Source organism: Bacteroidota bacterium, from assembly GCA_018266755.1.
Taxonomy (GTDB): domain Bacteria; phylum Bacteroidota; class Ignavibacteria; order Palsa-1295; family Palsa-1295; genus JAFDZW01.
On sequence record JAFDZW010000005.1, the window covers coordinates 334,678 to 356,919 of the forward strand.

Consider the following 22,242-nt stretch of genomic DNA (forward strand, 5'->3'; position numbering starts at 1 on the left):
GACGCATTGTGGCCGGAATGGGTTACTATTTCTGCAATCATTGCCAATGATGAGTAAGAGCCAAATGCTACTGTCATTCCCATCACTCAATGATCGAGAACGATGCCGTCTCAACGCCATTGTCAGTATCAACGCTCATTGTGTATTTTCCGGGCGGCAGGTCCGGCAATGTGATCAATTGATCTTCTCCTGCCTTCCCATCGCACTGTTGTGACAATACTTTGCCACCATCACCGTTGCAGACAATCACATTCGTGATCACATCGGCGCAGCGAACACATAAGATCTTCTGATCGCCATTCTTCTCAATGAACAATGTTACCTTCCTGTTCGCGCTTGTTTCTGCTTCATATAGTTTCTCATCTTTGTCCGTTGAACGAAAGAGACCGCTAATAATATATTGTGCAGCATAGATCAATGCGTATGCTGGCTGATGCATGACAAGCTTAACAAAGCCAAAGCCGAAAGCGAACATAACTCCGAAGACAAGGGCACTCATCCCAGATTCCCATAGCTCAGACTCTCTGAATTCCTTTCTGAACAACGCGACCGCACCAACTCGCCAGTTCGAAGGGTCTGCCTGAATTGTCCCAAATCTGTCTGAGAACCAGAACATCAGGAAGCTACCGCTGAACATGGACGCAACAAGTTGATCATTCCCTTCTGAACGCCCTGCTGCGTAGGAATAGAACAGATACTCGATGAGCAAAACGGAGCTAAGCAGATAAAGAAGATGAATCTTCAAGCTATGTGCCGAGAACTTCCGATCAGGCGAGTAGTATGGTGAGATGCTTAACGCATTCGAAACAAATATTGCATACTGCGCCACACAGAACACCATGAAGACAAGACTGATCCAGCTGGCGCTCTTCACAGCCGGACTCAGGAGCCAGAAATCAAAGAAGCCATGACAAAGTGCTGCAAGAAGAAGACCGCCCAAGAACCCATATCGAATCCGCGACTTTCCTTTGTACCTTGAAAGAATGATCCCGTATGCGACAATTGAAGAGAAGAACATATGGCCGAACACACTGATCAATGCCCTGCCATGAACAATGTTGATAGCATCTCTTTCAAAATACATCAAGTTCTCCACGAATGCAAATCCAAGCGCGGAAACCGAAGCATATATGATGAAGTCGATTGGTTCAGCTATTTCATCCTTGAATAAGAGCAAGCCGATCAATAATGGCAGGATCTTTACACTTTCCTCGATCAGTCCTATCCCAAAAACACAGTAAAGAGCATCTGTCAGGATATTCGAGTGATAGTTACTTCCGATGAGATGACTGAGATAATCGTACAATGGAAAGGCGATGATCGAGCAAAGCATACCCAATACACACGTACCGATCAAATACCGCCATTTTTCGGATCCATACAGATCAATATCACGAAGATAGACAAGCCATGCTATTAGGATCAGTAATGCTGCAATAAAACCCTGCCAATTCAAATTGACCTCCAATGTCCTGAACAGTCCGTTGATATACCCAATGAAGTCATTCGTATTGAAATATGCAAGCCTGAAAACTTCTGAAGGGCAATATTGAAGCATTCGAGGATCATGGCTCAGAACCTTTACGACTTCCTCCCACTGATCAGTAAGGACCAAGCATTTAAGCAGATTGCTTGCAGCGCCGGGAAGATTGCCATTCAATGCTATTTCATTCCGGAAGAACGTTTCGGCTCGTCGTATCGAATCTGCGTTAGCTGTTTCATGTGACATCGCTATACCCAGATACACATGACCAATGGAATTGTTGAGATATTTGAGCGACCTATTTTTGACGCTGGCGAACGCGGCAAGTGCTTCTGGGTAATGCTTCAAATGGCTTTGAATCAATCCTAAGCAATAGAACCCGATGTCGGCTTGGCCTTGATCAGATCTCCTCGACCATTGGTAATAGTGTTGCGTGAGTGAATCATCATTCCGATAGGTTACTTTCTTTGAATCATCATCCTTGACTTCATCCGGCATTGACATATGTGAATCAATTAGCCAGAAATGATTGTCGATATTCAGCGAATCTCCAGTTCGTAAGTCGTCAAGGATCGCAAGAGCATGGCTCGGCCAATTGTGATCGTCGTAATATTTGGCTTGTTCGAGCCTGCTGAGATGATCAAGTGATGCTGGACGTATAAAGAAGACGTTGACAACGACGACAGCTGCAACTAATGCAGTGAAGATAGCCAGTATTGGTCTGCGAAAGTACCAGTGCTTTTCATCTGTCTGCTCGATGAAGATGCCTTTCAGCCGTTGCAGTAGGTCTTCAGTTGCAGGATCTTTAGCTTCTGTTTCAGGCATGATGTTAATCGACGACTACTTCTTAATGGATGTCCCGGTCGTATTTCCGTGTTTGTCCTTGTGAACGATAGTGTTGCCATTGACAACGTCTCTCCCAGTTGCATTGCCATGAGCATCTTTGTATATGACCTCGTTTCCCTGTCTGGTAGCGCTGCCTATTGCATTGCCGTTCTGATCCTTGTATATGGTGATATTCTTCTGTTGAACAGCCGATCCTGTGGTGTTGCCGTGACTATCCCTATAAGTTGTCCGATCATTCCTATTCTCCTCATAGCCGATTGTATTTCCGTGCCGATCCTTATTCACCGTCATATTCCCTTTTTGCTGCGACGTACCAACAGAATTGCCGTGAGCATCTTTGTGCGTTGTCGTGACGGTTTTTTGACCGAATGCACAAGGAGCGCTTGTGACGACTGCTAAGACGAGCAAAGAGTACAGTAGTGTTTTCATGATCGGTGGTTAGTATGATGATCGCGTTCGACCGCTGCTTTTTGCACAGATTGGAAAGGGTTACTTATGAACTGAATCGTCTCCGGGTCATTGTTGACAGCCAGCAGTTGAAGATCTTCCGTTTGATTAGCGATGTCTTTGATCGACATCGGATCTCCATCGACTGCCTTAAGATCAGCGATTGATACTCGGAGTATGTCGCTCATTGAATCCGTTTACTTTCCTTCTTGGGAATCGTCATCGTCCAGATGATATGCAAGATTCATTGCTTCCTGCCGTTGAAGGAGAAATGCGCTGATATGCGTGTTCGTTTGAATATTGTTAACAGATGATAGCAGAGCGCCAATACCTATTAGCGTCAGTGCATTCACGAGCAAGAGAGCGGCGACCATTGCAGTCAACATTCCGAAACCAAGTGATTGCGCTCCAGTTTGCCCGGCGAATAGCTGGTAGATCAAGTACGCCGAAAACAACGCAACTACAAGACCAACAGCTGAAAGGATCACACTGTACGCCGACCCGATAATTCGCTGAACTTGCGCTTCTCGAAAGTCACCAACTGATGGACCGCGTTTCTTGGAAGCAGTATTGTTTTCCGGTAGAGTCATAGTCATATTCCTTCTTTACGTGGTTATTCATGATCGCCCGTCAGTCCATCTTCTTGCCGACCGACGCAGTGATTACTGCCGCTGGTGCTTTCGCTGACTTGATGTGATAAACACCCATAAACTTTCCTGTGAAGGCTACATTGTCTCCTGCCTTAAGATGTGTAAACGCAGGTATGGTTTTGTAAGATGTTCCATTTTGGCCGCACAAGAAGATAATCCCATCAGGAAACATATTGCCAACACAGACCATTATCCCACTTTCGTCCTTTGTTTCCATTGGCTGACCTTTATCGTCACCTTTCACAGTCGCACTAAATGTATACTCTCTTCCTGCGAACATCTCCTCATTTTCGACCATCTCGTTAAACCGCCTCATCTGCGTCATGACATCTGCTATGTAACCAAGCTTGGTCGCGGAGCCACTTTTCTCTTCCTTGCCATCAGTGATGCGTTTGAGCGAATCAACCTGCGCCTGAAGGACGGCCACAGCAGATTCTGCATTAGACTTATCCGGTGCAACCGCTGGTGGTGGAGTCATCATTGAATCGCTGCTCGGTCTCGTATCCACGGACTTCTGAGCAGTTGCCTTTCCTTCGTCAGTCTTACCGCAGCCGATGAATGTTGTGATACAGATCACAATGGCGATATACTTCAATTGATGTAGATGTGTCATGATGATCAACGAATAGTAAATGATGCCGTCTTATGCCTGCAATTTTCAGTTCAAGCCAAGAAAATGTCATATTTGATGTACTACATCAAACCCTTTCAAACGAATATACGGCATATTTGCGTCGATGGACGCAAGGAAAATCATAGGGATCAACATTCGGCGATTCAGGAAGGAAATCGACTGGACTCAAGAGAAACTTGCGGTCAGACTTAAAGTCTCAAACGAATTCATCAGTAGGCTCGAACACGGTACTGAATATCCAAGCATTAGGCTGTTGGAGCAAATGGCAAAGCTCGTTGATCACAAACTTTTCGAGTTCTTCATCGAACATTGAAGCAATAAAAAAACCGGCCAGCAACCATCTCTGATCACCGACCGGGCTTTATTTGTGAGACCACTCTTAGTTTACCGAGAATCCGGGCATTTCATCAAAATAATCATCCTCGTCGTCTTCGATAACAATCTCGTAGCTATTTGCTCTAATCTCTTCTGCTTCTGCCTTTGTATCAAGGCCGAACACCGACTCGATATACCCTTCGATTACACCTACTGAACCGGGCACAATCAATCGAATATCCTGAATCTTCCAAGTATGATCTGAGGATCGGGCAATCTTCAGATACGCCTGTTGACCGCGATCTTCTTTGTCATTTGGGTCAAAGAGGATTATTTCGAGTCTACCATGATCCCTGCAGTCGGATAGATGACACGTTATGATGTCATAGTGCAAGCCTTTGTTCAGAAATTCCAGCAAGATCCATTCTGCATTAGGCAACTTCACGATTTCGTCTGCAAAATACCTACTCATGTCGACATGATAAGGATTTTGTGAATAGCTGCTCAACAATTGTTCTAAGAGCATTGCCGGACTAATAATGCGAGTAAACGTATTTGTATTCGTCTTCATATTTGGTCTCCGTATATGATGATTTCTCAATATTGATCAGCACCGTGCCGATCTTCATTATAACTATTACCATATTTCGTTTTTACCAAAATATTCTGAGACCATTTTACACTATTACGATCATCGAGCGAACGGTATTAGGTGATATTGATACGATCCGGAATCACTCTCACGATTCATCACTTAATGTCTTCGCTCGTGGCACAACGGCAAGCACAAACCGATCATTCTCTTTTGCAAGTCGCAGTGTGACTGCATAATCTTCTCCGTCATTCGGGCGAACCTGACATTCGACGGTTGCTACCTTGTTCCGAATCTTTGCCGACAACAATTTGACATAATCATTCGCGAGGATCGTAAGACTCTTTCTCAGATCTTGTTCGGACAGCTCATTGCTGGATAGGTATTTGAGAGCAATCAATGCGTTCGTTTCGTCCTCTGAATCCAGAATTGCTCCGGCTTCAGATAAGCGAAATAGTCGTATTGCAGTGTCCCTGATTGAATCGACAATGGCATCATCTATTGGCGATGATTTTTGCCCGGTCACAAAGTTGACATGAATTACATTGGTTGAGTTGTTTTCGGTAATGTTGGTAGATTGCTCTGTGGGCATAATGGTTGTGAGTGAAGTTGAAAATGTGTTTAGGTATTGTCTGCGATTGTAAGCATCGTTACTAAGAGATCGACATTGTCGAGGACGTTTACAGTCCTGAACTTGCCCTTCTCATTTTGCTGCATTAAGAAGCATATCGTATCACTTCTGCCATCATCGGAGATCTGGACGATTGCATGGTTTTTGTAGGCTACGATATTGAGCGGCACGGAATCGCGAATGCCCTTGACTTTTGTAAGATATCCAAGAATTGCGGATGTTGCCGCACCCGGAACAAAGAAGTCTTGCGCCTGCTCGATGAGATCCGGGATTGCTGCTGGATCGTCGTTCACAGCCGACGCGATTGATAAGATCTGTTCGATGGGGTATAGGAGCAACTCCTCGATGGTCTGATGACGAATATTTGTACCATAATGGCGCTTGCCTTGCGAATCCGTCGACACAAGAGTCGTTGGCTGCTCGAATATGGGTATCCGGTCGATGTTTAGCTCTTTGAGTACAATCATATTCTGCTTCGGTCTAAATGTGTGCTTGTCCATTCATCATCCTATTATAAATCAGCTGGTACGATGATAGCGTTCACTTCTGCTTGCATCATGATCTGCATCTGCTTCATTCGTTTGGATTGTTTGGCAATGCCTTTTCAGTTGTTGTCGGGTCGTGGAAGTCGTTTGCACGGATGATTGAATCAATTATCATTTCCGATCTCGTGTATTTCAGCAATTTGTCTTCAGTGCTATTTGCGATGACTGTCTTTGCTATGCTTTTATCAATAGCGGCAACCAACCATCCCGGACAATGGAAGGATATGTGCTGCGCTTTTGGTAATGTTGATACAATGGTCTGTTCCATACGACTTACTCCTAATGAATGTTGAATGATGATATTGATAAATACCGCAATAAATGCGATGGTGTCACTTTGTCATGATTTTCATGGAGGATAGTGAAAAAGGAATCGGCTGCAATAGTCCGGTGGAAGACTACCAGCAGCCGATTGTTAGGGATAAAGGGTCTACTTTAGTTGAGCGAAGGCTGTGAAGTCCCGATTGAGAGTGGATCTGTTTGCAAAGCATTCGGCTTCTTTTTCAAGACTGGTTCAGAGTCTTCACTAAAACGCATCGTCTTCCGGTTCATCATGAATGGTACGTCGCCTTTGCCACCTTTGCGGTTCTTCGTGATTGTAATCGTAACGTTTACCATTTCTGGACTCTTCACTTCGCGTTCATCATCCTGCCATATTGACAGCATGAAATCAGCTGCTTCTGCTATGCTTCCCGAATCACGGCTACTGTTAATATCTGGCCGTTCGTTATCTGCCTTACTTTTGTTTATCTGCGTCAAGAATATGATCGGCACATCCAGCTGTTTGGCGAGATCCTTGATGCTTCTGGCAGCACTCGATACGCGTTCGTAAAGATTATTCCCCACGCCCTGTACGAGTCCAAGATAGTCGATTACGACCAGCCCGGTCTTTTTTTGGTATATTGATTGTTCGGCGAATTCGATGTATTGTCGAATCTTGTCGATTGTCAAGCCACTTTTCTCAATCGTATATAGATTCGGCAACTTTGAGAATATCATCTTTGCCAGTTCTGGTATCCCGTCAGTGCTTTCGATGAAGGATTGTTCCACCGTCGCACCCTGCAATTCAAGTTCAATCTGAATCGCACGTTCCACGACACTAACTATCGGCATTTCCATCGAGAAGAACAAGACTGGCTGACCTGTCGCCTTTGCATAGTTATGCGCGAAATTCTGCGCTCCCGCAGATTTGCCGCCACCAGCTTTGCCTTGTACTACTAATACTTCTCCGGGAGCAATGCCACGTAGTTTGCTGTCAAGAATCGGATAGCCCGTCATAACCTTACGTTCGCTAATCCGCTGAGAATACTGCCAGTACTTTTCCACTGCTTCCTGTATGCTGTAAATATCCTCGCTCAGATCACCTTTTGACACATCTGCGTATCGCGCATAGGCTTTTTCAACGACTCCAATCAATTCTTGTTCTGACATTGGCGGTTCGTTGTGTTTATTCCACATTCGCAAAATAGCTTCGGCTTCAAATTCCTTCATCCCACGCTGAATCAAGGTTCCGCACAATTGCATTGCCGAGCGATTTCGTGCTCCGTCAGATACTCCTCGGAGTAACTCTTCAAAGTTCGCCTTCGGAGATCGGCGCTCTGTGCTTTCTTCTTGTACTTTCGACTTCACCGTGAAGTCATGCTTTGACCACTTTTGGTACAAATCAACGAGCGTTGGAAGCTCTTTACACTCATACGCAGGGAAGACAAAATCAAGTCTTGGCGATGCTGCAAGCTTTCTGATCGCTTCAGTATCCAGCGATTTCAGTTCAATATATGACAAGGGAATCTTGAACAAACCTGACTTGCTATTTTTCGTATTCGGTAAGCGCAATAGACTTGTTGTCGAATAAATGGAGTCATCCATGTAGGTAAATGTGCCTGCAATATCATCAACGATTCCTGCTGCTATCTGTGAGAAATTATACCGTGGCGTAATCGCTCCGAATAGCTCAATTGGTAAAAACACGTGAAATCCTTTGCACCCGGAATAATAGATGCGCAGGCAGTTTGGATCAATGCCAAAATGTGCATCGAGATACATGCAGAACTTAATCGTTTCCTCCTGCACTGCTCGTAAATTATCCTTGCAATCAAAATCAAATGGCAAAGCATGAGCAGTGTGTTTACCTGCATACGCCTTCACCGATCCGGTTCGATTAACCCAGAAGCTGAAATCTTCATCAAAATCAAATACTGACCGATAGCAATCCGTACGACCAACTGGCATTTGCACCGACTCACAGTTGACGACCGTATTACGATTTTGCACTCCACCAATTACTAACTCACAATAACTGTACTTCATATTTCATTGTCCTTTCATATTGTTCATTCTCAGCTGTAATACTGTATTACAGACTACACTCTATTATCGACCCATGCTTCTTCGCCTGCAGTCAGATATTGGATTGGTTGCTTCTCGACCTGCGGTTGTTTGGGTGTCAACTTCGACAACCATCTATCCACGAAACCAATAATATCTTTCGGCTTTTTTTTCGGGTTGTCGTTGATCCACTTTGTCATCTTCTCGGACTCCGCTTGGAGCACGTCCGGTCCGATTTGATACTCGACCATTAGCCGACTCGATTCGGCTTTCGAAATCGAAAGCTGGCCGGATCGGAAACTCGCGGCGGCATTATCTGCATTTTGATCCATAGAAGGGAATGCAGAAGCTTTCTTTACTTTCTTTATTTTCTTTATATGGGGAGCGTTTTCACTCACTGTCGAGGGAGCAGATTCACTCACTCCAGAGGGAGCTGATTCGCTCACAGGGAGCAATTTCACTCCCACCCATTGATTGTAGTCCTTGTTTAATCCGAGATGTCGGGCACTGTTTGCCGTGGGCGGTCGGACCTCTACGAGAATCCGCATTTGAATCAGTTCGCGCACATCTCGACGGACTTGCGTTGGATGCAATCCCGTCCGTTTCGAAAGGAAGTCATAACTCATTTGATGATCGGACTTCTGAAAACCATATGTACACCGTATTACAGCAAGGATAATGCGCCATTTACCGCCGGAAATATCGAGATATTGAAATCTGTCCAGCAACTCGTTCGCTATCCGGGTATATCCATCTTCCAATTGCGGCGAAGCCATTATTGTACCTCCGCCTTCTCTTGCTGATAGCCGTAATATTTCTTGATCGCTTCAAGGATCAGATCCGTGCGGGTATACTTGTAAATTCTTCCCCGACTGCTATGCTCGTAGACAATCTCGGCGACCTTGCGATCAATAAACTCTTTCAAATCTTGATCACAACGGAATGATGTGATCGGCTTCTCTAATTGTTGATTGTACTTCTCTTCCATTTGTGCACCTGTATTTCACCATGTATTATTGTATTACGGTTTATGTAAGTATCGGCAATTTGGAGAAGAATACAGAATCATTTGCGGCAGCCGGAGAAGCTGTGCTGGAAGGCCATTATCAAAACGACAAAAGCTTCCGATTCGGCATTATTTACCAATTGACGTACGAACGCATCCAAGCCCTTGAAAAAGAGTGCTTGTGATTTATCGTACTGACGTTGGTAAAAAAATGCTTCGAAAAGGAAGCTCGACCAAACAATCAGTTTTGTGTTCGAACCGGAGCAAAAAAAGAGTACAACAACTCCGATTCATCTTGACCTGATCACGAATGATCTTGTCACTGCAATGAACGCAAAATGCGAATCAATTGCATATGTAAAACATTGAATGATACCTGTGCCGTTCCGCATATGAGTGCATCGGCTGCAAATTGCAAAGGTCTACAACCGTTGTGCCACAAGGCTTTCAGCGTATCATGAAAAATAGTGAAAGAATTCTTCCAATCAAGTGACACAACTTTGTAATCCCTATATTATTGTTAGGTGGTCGCATGATGTATCCACACCCACTGTTGAAGATACTTTCCTATCACATCAAATGGGAAGCTGATCTTGAAGAAGTTTACACGAATGCAAGTGGTCTGGACACAACACCAATCATCCTTCGTCTTTCGATAGGACGCTCCGTTCTGAGAAGAAACCGCTTATATCAGCTAATGTTCGGGGGACATGTTGAAGCGGAATTACAAATTCGACGCTGAAGAAGGATCCGTGCGCTCTTCCAAAGGATCCTTTTTGCATATCTCGTTCAATTCACTCAAATCCCGCAATTCTGCCTGAAATTGGTTCGATAATAGTGTCGTCAAGGCTACTACCAACCTCGGGCATTCCGCCCTGTTTTCCCAGCCATTTCAAACGATAATATTGCTACACAGGATACTGTGCATAGCCCGCATTGAATCATGCTCTACGTTGCTGTGCAGTTACGGTCAGGCACCTAAATTCTCAAAGGGAAGCTCAGTCGTTGGGAGCGCCCCTGCTGATCCAGCTTCGGATCGCGTCGATTTCGTTCTGGGGCAATTTATCGAGTCGTTGCGGCATACGGTCTCCTTCTCCGGACGCAGGATTCGTTATCTTGATATAGAGGAAGCTCGAATCCGGCTTTCCGGGGACAACGAGTGCCCGATACTTCTCGATCGCAACGCTATTTTGTAGCTCATGGGTCATTAGGCTTTTATAGGCACTATCGGCAGAAAGATCGAGTAATGCCGATGGGAAATCGCCCGCATGGCACCCACTCACTCCGCATGTCGGGGTGATAAGCCGCTTCTGGATGTCCGAAAACTTATCGCTGAGCACCGGCTCGGACGGAGAACTTTGGCTGCAACTTTGAAACACAAGCGATCCGATCAATAATAGTGCTGTGCTTGCCCCAAAAAGAAACTTCACTGGTACTCCTTACTCCTTTATGAATACTGTTGTTGCCACTACGTCGGATCCGTAAAATCTGATCGAATATGTTCCGCTCGCAAAGGAGGATGTTTCGAGACGAAGCTCGTCTGTGACAACTTCTCCTGTCGCGACGCGCTGCCCGAGCAGATTCATCACCTCGTAGCGACTCACACCGAATGGCAGACCGCCGAATGTTACCGAAGATGCAGCGGGCTGTGGGTACACAGTAATGTTCGATGCAGGACGATCCGTGCGGCGAACCGAGCGAACCAACTGCAGCGGCTCGTGTGCGACCATGCCGGTGCTCGAGCTATCCATTTTCTCTTCAAAGGTGATCAATTGATCGGCAGGAATACTGTAGTAGCGATCGATCTGACGATGCCGATTTTTGTCGGCAGGCCAATAAACGATGATCGAATCCGCTTCGGTGCTGGTCCCGAGCCCAATGTGTTGGGTGAGTGTACTCATCGAGGTAAATCCGCCACCGGTGCTTACCTGTCGCGAATGCACGATACCATGTTCCCACACGTCGATGATCGTCCCGATGCCTTCTTTCGCCGTCCGCATCGCTTTTACCTTGATCTCAAGGACGTGACCGGGGTGCGCAGTAATCGACGGTGTTACATTATGAAAGAGGCGGAAGTCGCGCGAGGCAAATCCGGCGACCTGATTCTCAGCCCCATAGAGGATATCCGGGAATCCGTCTTTGTCATAGTCGATCATCGCACCACCGCGCGCGCGCAGATCCATGTACCGATGGTCGACAAACGCAGAGTCAGTATAGTCTATGAACGTACCTCCGACATTTCTGATGAACTCACTGGTATCCGGGTCGAGCGTCAACCACGGCGAAAGCGCCTTCTCGAATCCGTGTACGATAAAGGCATCTTCCCAACCGTCGTTGTCATAATCATAGAAAAGCGGGGTCCAACTCACGGTCATGTAGTCCGGATTACCCCGGTTGCGGCCATTGGGGGCGTTCACTTGCGCAGACACATTCTCGAAGTGATCCCCCATGTTCTGCATCAGATATTCTTCGCCGATATTGGTCTCGTAGAAATCGAATTTACCGTCGCGGTTAAAATCGTTCGGTGCGATGCCCATGCAAAAGAGCTTGTTCTTCATGTTGATCGAATCCGTCACATCGACGAACGTCGCTGTTCCGGTCTCCATCAGCATATTCTTATAGACCGCATTCGGAAGCAGCGCAACACCGAAATCGTTACCAACCAACAGATCCAAATCGCCATCGCGGTCATAATCGAAGAAGAGCGCAATGTTCCCACAGCCTGTATCGCCGTCAATATGGAACGCACCGGCACTTTCGGCAAATGTGCCATTGCCATGGTTCACATAGAAGTAGTCCTTGAACCCTTTGTGTGCATAGCCAGTCGGCGCATTCCCTGTGGGCTGGTCGAAGCGGTACTCCTCGATCCATCGGGCGACAAAGATGTCATTATCGCCATCGCCGTCAAAGTCCCCGAAGCTCGCAGCGTTCGATTCGTTGAGACTTAGTGTGGTGATTAGTTGTGCTTTTTTTGTCGCATCTTCGAATTTCCCGCCACCAAGATTGTGCAGCAGAAAATCGTGGCGTTCGCAGCAGACGTAGATGTCGGTCAGTCCATCGTTATCATAGTCTAACGCACAGCCCCCACGAGTATAGCTATTCGTGTTGAACTTATTCTTGAAGTTAGAATCTGCGACATCGGTAAACGTCCCATCGTGGTTATTATGCCAAAGATGGTCCGGCGACGTTCCACCGACAGTGTAGATATCGTCCCAGCCGTCGTTATCGTAGTCGAACACGACAGGACCAGGGCCAATCTCGGAAGGCTGTGAACTCGAGGCTTTGAGCCCGGACTTCAGCGTAGCCTCTTCGAAACGATATTGGGCCGATGCAAGCATCGGCCCAACCAGTATACATACGAGCACAAAGGTCGCACTACGAATCGGGGAAGATTTCGTCATGTTTTTACCTCATTCAAATAATCCGCTAATCGTTGTCATCACGGACAGTCTTTCCATTATTCCATGCGGGAACAAACCAAGCAAAGAGATTATCATGTTCCTGGTATAAGACATGCCCGCCAAAGTTTACAGCTGTATCGGATGGATTGTAAAAGACGGCAGTATACCGTAGTGTCTCTCCTGTATCCAGTTTGATCGGCTTGTCATAAGAAACGAACGGAGGCTCATTCCATGTAGAATTTACATAAATTTTGGGTATGACAGGAATCGAGTCGTAACCTTTCAACTGGCCGAACTCATCAAACTTCTGTCGAACGACATCTACGAAGAAACTCTTTCCGTGAGCGTGGTAATGTCCCGTCATACCGAGAATATAGATAGGCCGAGGAAGGTCGACGGGGAAAACGCAGTTCTTCGGATATGCATAATCCGTTGAATGCGGCGGAATCTGGAGATGTACGTAGCGCCCAACATACATCGAGGCTGGAATAATATCCGCCGACTTCGCAAAATAGAGATTGATATAAATCTTACCCTTACCATTTGGCGTAGTCTGCACGTCCGCATTTACATAATGATTCTCGATAATCATGTTCTGATGCGGCTCAAGCCGCACAACAGTCTGCTTACCACGCAGATTTTCCGGTGTACTCGTGTCGGTAGGAAGTGTTGCAAGATTCCAGTTGAGGTGATCAACCTGAGCCTCAACCATCATGTCCGAGTTATTCCAGACTGTCGTCACATAAAACGACATCTGTTTATCGGCCATCACCGTGTCGATCTTGCCATCATGGGTAAACATCATCCGGTGTTTTGTCACCGGGGTAGTATCGCCGAATTGCCCCTGTTGAAACTTCAGGTCGGTCTTGAAGCAATTCATATGATGACTCCCCTTATTCATCGCGATCTCAATATGATCGACATAAATAGGGACATCGTTCGGAAGTTGGAAATAAAAATCTCCTTGAATCTCTTTGCCATAGGGGACAGCAAATGTGTCGACCATAATCTGGATTCCCTCTCCCGGTGCGGGCGGCTGAAGGACTACGTTTCCATCGGAATCATACGAAAGATGATCCACCGTCGTTTCCGTCGAACTCTTACAACCCCATACATAGAACACGGCTGCCAGCACAGCCACAATGCGGAATGATTTCATAGTGAGTGGTAATAGTGGAAATAGTGCACTCTTAATAGAGACACTATTGGAACCCCCAAGGTTACAACACCACTACCGAAATTCTTCTGCCTTTCAATTATTTTCCTCTTCAGCGCGAATACGTTACCGTGTACCGGACCTTATGCTCCGATCTGGCCTTAACCGGGACGTGAAATACGATCTGATTCGCAGACTTTTTCTCGTAATCGTCGGACCAAACGGTAATAGTCCAATTCGGGCTAAGGTTTTCATAGACATCGACGATTACATCTTCGTCCTTCCGATTCTTCAAATTGATCTCTGCGGACTCGGTCGATGTGTGTGGGCCGGTCTCTCTCGATTCTGTCACGGTGCGTTCGCCGATCAGGTCGAAGGCATTGCCGGCCTTGACCGTGACCTCCTCGTCGCGTGGAGTGTGCTGGATGCGGTCCTCACCGGCAAGTTCGACAGCGCCATCCTTGTCGCGTTTCATTATCCTGACGGTCCCCATCGGCAGCGCCATCCCCATCCCATTTTCCTTCGTGTTCTTGAACTTGATCGAGACTTCTACATTTCGTCCGCCATAGTATGAATACACCTTCTGCGCTTTGACCCCCTCTGCAATTAGAAGCGAAATCTGCTTGACTTCATTATTTGCGATCGTCGTTTTCCTGCCCAGATCGTACAAGTGATACTCGAAGAAATTGCGCTCTTCTATATCGTCGGTCGTAATGTTACTATAGCGCAGCGAATTCTCTCTTGCTTTGCTATACACCGGTGCCACCGCCCGATTGATCGAGCCCGCGACCACTTTCAAATGTGCGTCGGGATACGATGTGCCGCTATGATTCTCAATACTCACCCACCCTGACAGGTCCAGACTCTTCTCATCCTCGGCAAGGGTGGCGATATACTCGGCATGCCAACTGATTCCGCCCGTCTGATACGATACTTCCAAGGGTTCTCTGGTATGCTCCGAGCCGGAATTCATCAACCACACCAATGTCGGTCGGGTGATCAATCCTTCAGGAAGCATCGGGACGGATATCTGCTGCGCACCGCCGGTCAGCATCACGATTCCCTTGTCGGTCTGGAGTGTGAGCTGACCGCCGTCAGCGGCCAGCAATTTCCCTTCGGTCACATTCTTCTTGTCGTCGGTGACGCTGATATGCTTATCGATATAGCGGTCGAGCAGCGCCGACTGGTTGACAAGATCGTATTCGAAATTCTGTTCGAGCACACTAATGGCGCCCGGATGCGACGGCGAGACGACACGCACGCTTGTCGGGTCGATCTGCGCCGAGACGTCTCGTAGCGAAATCGTGCTTTGTCCTTTCGCGATATCCACGAGTCGGACATCTCGCACGACAGCCAGGTTCGAGTTATACACTGTCAGGTTAAGCTCCTGACGTGCAGGCTCGGCAGGTGCTTGGGCAAAAGCAGCGCAAGCGCATGCCGTGAGCGCGATAGTAAACAGGGTACGCTTCATAGATGAATATGGCTTCATGGAGCAATCGTCGAATGCAAAATAACATTCGATGCGGGTATGACTATAAAAATCGTGCCAATTCCCTCGCTCTATGATGTCAATCTTTTGTCTCGAGTGGGTTGAACGATGGAGCGGACCGAATTTTGCCCACGACAAAAACGGAAAGGACGGTAGCAAACAGTAACGGAAGCAAGATCTCGAAATTTTGTGTCGCCTCGGTAAGTAGCACTGCCGCGGTTAGCGGTATTCGCCACGTCCCCGCAAGCACTGCGGCTGCGCAAGCCACAGCAAGCAGCCCCGGAGCAAGCGCCGGCATGAACCCGGCACACAACAGCGATACTGCCAATCCCCACATCGCCCCGGCTTTAATCGATGGCGCAAACGTCCCGCCGGATCCGCCGCTCGAGAGAGTCACCGCGTTTGAGATCGGCTTGACAAGAAACGACGCCAATGCGATCGCAAGCCCATATCTTCCGGCGATTGCATCACTCACTGGACGGTAGGACATTTCCAACATGGTTGGCAACGCTGTTGCGATGCATCCTGCGGCAAGTCCGCCGATCATCGGGCGCAATACCTTCGGCAACTTGGCTGCCCCAATCGAAAACCATCGATGGATCGCATGGTAACTACGCAGATAGTAATACGAGACGAAACCGCAGCTTAAGCCGACGAGTCCGATAAACACGTATCCTTCGGGACTCGGAGCAATAAATCCACTAAAGTCGATGACCGTTTGGTCGGCAATGAGCAGCCGTCTGACCGCAGTGGAAAGGACAGAAGCGACAACGACGGAGATGAACGGCCCCATTACGATCTCTCCGTAGATCGCCTCCACAGCAAAGATGATGCCGGCAAGTGGCGCGTTGAAAATACCGCTGATCGCCGCCGCCGCGCCCGCCGCACAGAGTGTCCGAAGTGCATCGGGTTTCAATTTCGCGAGCTGTCCGAGCGCCGAACCGACGCTGGAGCCAAGCAGGATCACCGGTCCTTCTTTTCCACCGCCACCGCCAGATCCGATTGTCAGAGCTGCCCCTACGACTGCTTTGAGCGAACTAATCCAATGCATTTTTCCCGCACGCTCTTTGATCGCCACCACCAGACCATGCATCCCTTCCTCGTGACCATGCTTGAAGATCGTTTGGCCAAGTATGCCGACGCCCAACCCGCCAAGAGCGGTAAGCAACGGAAATAGAAATCGTCCACCCGGTAGAGAGGCGGTAGCAGAAAGAAAGAGCGAGCCGAAACCATCCTCGGCAGTCCGCATTACAAGTCGGAACAAGACAACGCACAGGCCAACACTCACGCCAAGCGCGATCGAAACTCCAAGCAAACCATAGGAGGTATGCCGGTAGCCCGCCACAGAGCGCACGACGTCGCCTGCAAACGTCTCGCTGCGTTTTTTTCTTTCTGCGTTATGTATTTCCTTCATTCCGTATAAGAATCATCCCACTGGCAAGCCCGGATTGAGATAGACCGCTCGCGTTGGGTCGGCCCGTTGTTGGGCGACTGCGGTCTCTGCGTCGGCGATGCTCGAATAGATCGCAAAAAAGGCGCTTCCACTTCCGCTTATTCGTACGAACAGTGCGCCAGATCGCTCCAGGTCATCGCGTAATGTCTCCAATTGCGGAGCAATGGAAAGCGCAATCGGCTCAAAATCGTTTCGGAGCCCATATTTCCATTCTGCAATCGGTTGACGAAGTACTGCGACGAGTTCTGTCGCGTTCGATCGTTCACCGATTTCATCAAGCCGACGATATGCCTCGGCGGTGTTGATAGATATTTCAAGCGGTTTTACGAGTACGATCGGATTTGCGAGTACGAACTCAATCGGCGTGAGTATGTCCCCAATCCCTCCAGCCAATGCCATTCGAGACTCGAGAAGAAAAAACGGGACATCAGCTCCGAGAGACCCTGCAATGTTGAATTGAGTCTCCGTAGGAATCGGAGCGACCAGATCCGAAAAGATTTTGATTGCTAAAGCAGCATTTGCCGAGCCGCCGCCAAGTCCGGCTCCGACCGGGACCCGTTTCTGCAGACTGATCGAGAGCCCCGGCATTTGCTCTCCCATCACCTCAGCACAGGCTCTGATTGCTCGCGTCACCAGATTGCTGTTGTCGGACGGTACAGAACTACCTTCTACTCGAAGCGAGTATCTGTCGGAGAGATCGACCTCGAATCTATCGAACGGCTCGTCTAACCGATAGAAAATGGTGTTGAGGTCGTGATACCCATCGGGCCGACGGCCAAGCACCTCAAGCCCGAGGTTAATCTTGCAGTATGAGTAGTATGTTCGGCTCATCCAACGACGACGTATTTAGATAGAAGTGTTTTAAATCACCCCGATGCGTTGTGACATTCTGTCCTTTCACTGTAGCGCCTTAAACCGGGACACATTAGAGCATTGGGGTAGCGCCTCTCATTAAACGGTTTACGAAGTAGTCATTCTGAGCGAAGCGAAGAATCCCTTGATGAAACGCAGTAAGGCTCCGCCAAAGCAATTCTTCGCTTCGCTCAGAATGACAATACGAATACAGTCTAACACGGTGCCACTACCAGCATCAGCCCGAGAAAACGTTTACCGGAAGTTACTTGTTCTGATACCGTTGCAAAATTGTAGCATTGTCAGTCCTCGAAAATACTTTAGAATACTATCGGTAATTCTAATTATACAAATTAGAAAGGGCATCCATCGTGAAAGAGAATATTGTTGAAGTCCGTGCCAGCTCGGAAGTACGTCACGAGTTGCAGAATCGGGGCAGTAAATCGGTGCGTATATCCGCCGACCGCGTCCACGAGACGCTCGGAAAGCACATGCTTGTTGACGGGTTCGACCTGGTGGTCGACCTTCGCAAATCCCAAGGAAATTTCATTCATGACGCCCGAACCGGCAAGCGCTTCCTCGACTTCTTTACCTTCTTTGCGAGTTGCCCCGTAGGGATGAACCATCCGAGCATGGAAGAGGAAGAGTTCAAGACTCGCCTCCTCTCTGCCGCGATGAACAAGCCCTCGAGCTCCGATGCATACACGGTCGAGATGGCGGAATTTGTCGAAACGTTCAGCCAGGTTGCAATCCCAGAGTACCTTCCCCACCTATTCCTGATCGAGGGCGGCGGCGCGGCGGTGGAAAACGCTCTGAAGGTTGCATTCGACTGGAAAGTCCGGAAGAATTTTCTCAAAGGCTATACGCAGGAGCGTGGTCACATGATCATGCATTTCCGCTACGCATTCCATGGCCGTAACGGTTACGCCCTCTCGCTGACGAATACCGACCCGACCAAGACACTCTATTTCCCGAAGTTCAAAGAATGGCCAAGGATCGACTCGCCGTTCCTCACCTTTCCGCTTAATGAAGAGAACCTCGCCAAAGCTGCCGAAGCGGAGGAGAAGTCGCTCAAGCAGATGAAAGAGGCCTTCATGAACTATCCCGACCAAATCGCGGCGATCATCATCGAACCGATCCAGGGCGAGGGCGGAGATAATTATTTCAGCGAGAATTTCCACCGGACATTGCGTCGGCTTGCCGATGAAAACGATGCGTTGCTTATTTATGATGAGGTTCAGACAGGCATTGGCCTCACCGGAAAGATGTGGGCGCACCAACACTATGTCCAGCCCGACATCATGACCTTCGGAAAAAAGATGCAAGTCTGCGGCCTGCTTGCCTCACGTCGCATCGATGAGGTGCATGATAATGTCTTTCTGAAGTCGAGTCGTATTAACTCGACCTGGGGCGGCAATCTCGTCGACATGGTTCGTGCGCAGAAATACTTGGAGATCATCCGTGACGAGAATCTCGTCGAGAATGCGCACAGCCAAGGTGAGTATATGCTTGGTCAGGTGCAATCACTGGCCGAAGAATTTCCGACCGTCATTGCGAACCCTCGCGGCAAAGGGCTGATGATCGCCTTTACACTTGCCGAGGCCCAGATGCGCGACGCATTGCGTCAAAAATGTTACGACGAAGGGCTGATTCTGATCGGCTGCGGCGACCGTTCGATCCGATTCCGGCCTGCGCTCAATATTTCCCGCGAAGAGATCGATATGGGGATTACGGTCATTCGCGAACAAATCAAGGAGCTATCGCTTCGAGAATTTTAACTCACTGCTCACCACCCCTGGGGCTGTACCCACAACCATACGCTCATTACCGTACGAATGTCACAACCGAACAGTACCGACGCTGCTCTGGCACAAGTAGTCGCTCGCTATGGCGACCGTGCCGCCGATTATCTTGAAGGAATCGCAATCCGTCGGGAGATCACCTACGACGACTACATCCAGACCGACACACTGCTTTCGCTGCAAAAGCCGCTGACCGATTATCACGACGAGCTCACGTTTTTGATGTATCATCAGCAGACCGAGCTATGGTTTCGGCTTGCGTTGCACGAGATGGAAGCGGGGATCGGGGCGTTGCTGAAGTCGCCCGCCGATATTGCATACGGGATTCAAGCTGCAAGCCGCACCAATCGTATTCTCGGCTTTCTCACGCAGAGTTTTGACATACTCATCGACGGACTCGACACCGAAGAATTTCTGATCTTCCGAAAGGCCTTCGGATCGTCCAGCGGTTTCCAATCCGCACAGTTCCGCGCGATCGAGATCGTCGCCGGTCTTGAACGCAAGCAAAAAGGTGAAGACAAAACGTTCTACTGGGAGCGAGCAGCACGTAATCTCGAAACCGGCGAACCGACGCTGACGCTTGTCAAGTTCAAAGAGAAGCATTTGGCCTGGCTCAATGATATGTACGAAAAGCGCGAGCCGTATTCCTTCCGTATGGCATTTGAACGCGCCGTACGCGCAGCCTCCGGTATCACCGACCTACAATCTCTTTATGCTGCAACGCTCAACGGTGACCTCGGCGGCGATATTCGGACCCTCGCGCACGAATTACTCGCACTCGACCAGTCGATCATCGATTGGAAGAAATCACATTTGCGTGCCGCTGCCAAACACATGGTCAAAGCGCCGCGCGGCACCGGAGATACGAATTGGGCTGAGTACCTCGCCCGTTCGATCCAGGAGGAGCACTACTTCCCCGAGCTTGTCAAAGCGAACGAGGAGTTTGCAGAGGCAGAAGCCGAGATTCCGACGTTAGGTGATGCCTAACGCCTGACCTTCGTTCTTGGGCAACAGGTATTGAAAATCCCGTTCGGTGTGTCGAGAATATCCAGACATACCGAACGGGATTTTCGCTTTGAAATACACCGATATTACAAATGATAATTCGGTGCCTCTTTTGTGATCGTTACATCGTGCGGATGCGACTCTCGCAAGCTTGCAGGTGAGATACGCACGAACTTCCCTTTTGCCTGAAGCTCCTGAATGGTGGCAGAACCGGTGTAGCCCATTGCCGCTTTCAGTCCGCCCGCCATCTGATAAATGATCTCGGAGAGCGACCCCTTGAACGGTACACGTCCTTCGATTCCTTCCGGCACCATCTTTGCGAGTCCCTCTTCTACATCCTGGAAATAGCGATCAGCCGACCCTTGCGCCATTGCGGAAAGCGAACCCATTCCTCGATAAGTCTTATATGCTCGGCCCTCGAGAAACATCTTTTCGCCAGGCGATTCTTCCGTTCCGGCAAAGAGGTTGCCGATCATAACCGTTGACGCACCGCCGGCGATGGCCTTCGGGATATCGCCTGTTTGCTTGATGCCGCCATCGGCAATGATCGGGACACCTTTTTTCGCCCCAACAACGGATGCCAGCATCACGGCAGAAAGCTGAGGTACACCAACTCCGGCTACAATACGGGTCGTGCAAATCGACCCGGGACCGACACCAACCTTCACGGCGTCCACACCGGCGTCGATCAGTGCGAGCGCTCCCTCGCCGGTTGCGACATTTCCGGCAACGACATCAATCTGCTTGAATGTCTTGCGGACGCGCTTGACCATCTCGATCACGCCTCGTGTATGACCATGGGCGGTGTCAACGATAACAACATCCAAGTTTGAGGCCACGAGCGCAGCTACACGATCGAGCGTATCCGCCGAGATACCAACAGCGGCACCGCAAACTAGCCTACCCGCAGAGTCTTTTGCCGCATTAGGATAGCGCTTTTTCTTCTGAATATCCTTAAACGTAATCAGTCCGCGTAATTTTCCGGACCGATCAACGACGGGAAGCTTTTCGATCTTGTTCGACTGCAATATTCTCTCGGCCTTTTCGAGCGTTGTTCCAACTGGAGCAATGACAAGATTTTCCTTCGTCATGATGTCCTCGATCCGCTTGTCACGATTCGTCTCGAAGCGGATATCGCGGTTGGTAAGCATCCCAACCAGGCGCTCCTCCTCGTCAATCACCGGAATACCCGAAATGCTGTATTTCTCCATCAGTAATACCGCATCGCGGAGTGTATGGCCTTTCTTGAGGGTGATCGGGTGCTGGATCATCCCGCTTTCGCTGCGTTTGACCCGATCGACTTCTTCCGCCTGACGCTGAATAGAAAGATTCTTGTGGATAATGCCGATTCCCCCCTCACGGGCCATTGCGATCGCCATTGCCGACTCGGTCACCGTATCCATCGCGCTTGAGACAAACGGCGAATAGAGACGAATATTGCGGGTAAACTGGGTCGATATATCTACTTCGCGCGGGAGTACTTCGCTATAGTTCGGTACGAGTAACACATCATCGTATGTGATGCCGTCGCCGTAGGGAAACTTCGATTGCAGGTCGAGCGGAAGTGAGGATTTGGAAACAGAAAGGCGGGTTGTTGCGGTCTTTGCCAT

The 22,242-nt window shown here is 48.7% G+C and carries 21 protein-coding genes; 3 read left to right on the forward strand and 18 right to left on the reverse strand.

Going from position 1 to position 22,242, the window contains the following annotated elements; genetic code table 11:
• Window positions 1-82: 82 nt before the first annotated feature.
• The 4 genes from JSS75_06015 to JSS75_06030 all read right to left on the reverse strand — a co-directional run bounded on the left by JSS75_06015 (window position 83) and on the right by JSS75_06030 (window position 4,039).
• Window positions 83-2,308 carry a PrsW family intramembrane metalloprotease gene (locus tag JSS75_06015; protein ID MBS1903239.1) on the reverse strand — a complete coding sequence of 742 codons (2,226 nt, stop codon included), beginning with the start codon at window positions 2,306-2,308 and terminating at the stop codon, window positions 83-85.
• 15 nt (window positions 2,309-2,323) lie between these two features.
• The gene (locus JSS75_06020) at window positions 2,324-2,758 is read right to left on the reverse strand and encodes a hypothetical protein (GenBank protein MBS1903240.1); all 435 of its coding nucleotides are present in this window, start codon (window positions 2,756-2,758) and stop codon (window positions 2,324-2,326) included.
• A 215-nt stretch (window positions 2,759-2,973) separates the two neighbouring features.
• Entirely contained in the window at window positions 2,974-3,366 is a 393-nt protein-coding gene (locus JSS75_06025; protein ID MBS1903241.1) for a hypothetical protein, read from the reverse strand.
• A 40-nt stretch (window positions 3,367-3,406) separates the two neighbouring features.
• Window positions 3,407-4,039, reverse strand: a complete 633-nt coding sequence (locus JSS75_06030; protein ID MBS1903242.1) for a hypothetical protein — start codon at window positions 4,037-4,039, stop codon at window positions 3,407-3,409.
• 124 nt (window positions 4,040-4,163) lie between these two features.
• On the opposite strand from JSS75_06030, the gene JSS75_06035 reads away from it, so the two are divergent.
• On the forward strand, window positions 4,164-4,373 hold the full coding sequence (locus tag JSS75_06035; protein ID MBS1903243.1) for a helix-turn-helix transcriptional regulator: 210 nt from the start codon (window positions 4,164-4,166) through the stop codon (window positions 4,371-4,373).
• A gap of 66 nt (window positions 4,374-4,439) precedes the next feature.
• Here JSS75_06035 and JSS75_06040 read toward each other — a convergent pair whose 3' ends face one another.
• From JSS75_06040 to ispE, 13 genes are all read right to left on the reverse strand, one after another.
• Complete coding sequence (locus tag JSS75_06040) at window positions 4,440-4,946, reverse strand: hypothetical protein (GenBank protein MBS1903244.1); 507 nt, start codon at window positions 4,944-4,946, stop codon at window positions 4,440-4,442.
• A gap of 169 nt (window positions 4,947-5,115) precedes the next feature.
• The gene (locus JSS75_06045; GenBank protein ID MBS1903245.1) at window positions 5,116-5,559 is read right to left on the reverse strand and encodes a hypothetical protein; all 444 of its coding nucleotides are present in this window, start codon (window positions 5,557-5,559) and stop codon (window positions 5,116-5,118) included.
• Between the two features lie 29 nt (window positions 5,560-5,588).
• Complete coding sequence (locus tag JSS75_06050) at window positions 5,589-6,065, reverse strand: hypothetical protein (GenBank protein MBS1903246.1); 477 nt, start codon at window positions 6,063-6,065, stop codon at window positions 5,589-5,591.
• 106 nt (window positions 6,066-6,171) lie between these two features.
• Window positions 6,172-6,411, reverse strand: coding sequence for a hypothetical protein (locus JSS75_06055; protein ID MBS1903247.1), 240 nt, complete (start codon window positions 6,409-6,411; stop codon window positions 6,172-6,174).
• A gap of 167 nt (window positions 6,412-6,578) precedes the next feature.
• On the reverse strand, window positions 6,579-8,450 hold the full coding sequence (locus JSS75_06060; GenBank protein MBS1903248.1) for an AAA family ATPase: 1,872 nt from the start codon (window positions 8,448-8,450) through the stop codon (window positions 6,579-6,581).
• A gap of 53 nt (window positions 8,451-8,503) precedes the next feature.
• Window positions 8,504-9,244, reverse strand: a complete 741-nt coding sequence (locus tag JSS75_06065) for a replication protein (protein MBS1903249.1) — start codon at window positions 9,242-9,244, stop codon at window positions 8,504-8,506.
• Window positions 9,244-9,456: a hypothetical protein gene (locus JSS75_06070; protein MBS1903250.1), complete on the reverse strand. Its 213-nt coding sequence runs from the start codon at window positions 9,454-9,456 to the stop codon at window positions 9,244-9,246. The genes JSS75_06065 and JSS75_06070 overlap by 1 nt, the downstream gene beginning before the upstream one ends.
• A gap of 1,016 nt (window positions 9,457-10,472) precedes the next feature.
• The gene (locus JSS75_06075; GenBank protein MBS1903251.1) at window positions 10,473-10,904 is read right to left on the reverse strand and encodes a hypothetical protein; all 432 of its coding nucleotides are present in this window, start codon (window positions 10,902-10,904) and stop codon (window positions 10,473-10,475) included.
• 9 nt (window positions 10,905-10,913) lie between these two features.
• Window positions 10,914-12,875 (reverse strand): VCBS repeat-containing protein, encoded by a 1,962-nt coding sequence (locus JSS75_06080; GenBank protein MBS1903252.1) that lies wholly within the window; start codon window positions 12,873-12,875, stop codon window positions 10,914-10,916.
• A gap of 25 nt (window positions 12,876-12,900) precedes the next feature.
• Window positions 12,901-13,956, reverse strand: a complete 1,056-nt coding sequence (locus JSS75_06085; GenBank protein ID MBS1903253.1) for a hypothetical protein — start codon at window positions 13,954-13,956, stop codon at window positions 12,901-12,903.
• 187 nt (window positions 13,957-14,143) lie between these two features.
• Complete coding sequence (locus JSS75_06090; GenBank protein MBS1903254.1) at window positions 14,144-15,502, reverse strand: DUF4139 domain-containing protein; 1,359 nt, start codon at window positions 15,500-15,502, stop codon at window positions 14,144-14,146.
• Between the two features lie 97 nt (window positions 15,503-15,599).
• Entirely contained in the window at window positions 15,600-16,934 is a 1,335-nt protein-coding gene (locus JSS75_06095) for a chloride channel protein (protein MBS1903255.1), read from the reverse strand.
• Window positions 16,935-16,946: 12 nt separating this feature from the next.
• Entirely contained in the window at window positions 16,947-17,804 is an 858-nt protein-coding gene (gene ispE, locus JSS75_06100) for a 4-(cytidine 5'-diphospho)-2-C-methyl-D-erythritol kinase (protein MBS1903256.1), read from the reverse strand.
• Between the two features lie 467 nt (window positions 17,805-18,271).
• Here ispE and JSS75_06105 point away from each other — a divergent pair, with 467 nt between their 5' ends.
• Together JSS75_06105 and JSS75_06110 are read left to right on the forward strand one after the other, a co-directional pair.
• Window positions 18,272-19,603 carry an L-lysine 6-transaminase gene (locus tag JSS75_06105; GenBank protein ID MBS1903257.1) on the forward strand — a complete coding sequence of 444 codons (1,332 nt, stop codon included), beginning with the start codon at window positions 18,272-18,274 and terminating at the stop codon, window positions 19,601-19,603.
• Window positions 19,604-19,660: 57 nt separating this feature from the next.
• A complete protein-coding gene (locus JSS75_06110) occupies window positions 19,661-20,614 on the forward strand; it encodes a hypothetical protein (GenBank protein MBS1903258.1) in 954 nt (317 codons plus the stop codon).
• A gap of 104 nt (window positions 20,615-20,718) precedes the next feature.
• On the opposite strand, the gene guaB is transcribed toward JSS75_06110, so the two are convergent.
• The gene (gene guaB / locus JSS75_06115) at window positions 20,719-22,242 is read right to left on the reverse strand and encodes an IMP dehydrogenase (GenBank protein ID MBS1903259.1); all 1,524 of its coding nucleotides are present in this window, start codon (window positions 22,240-22,242) and stop codon (window positions 20,719-20,721) included.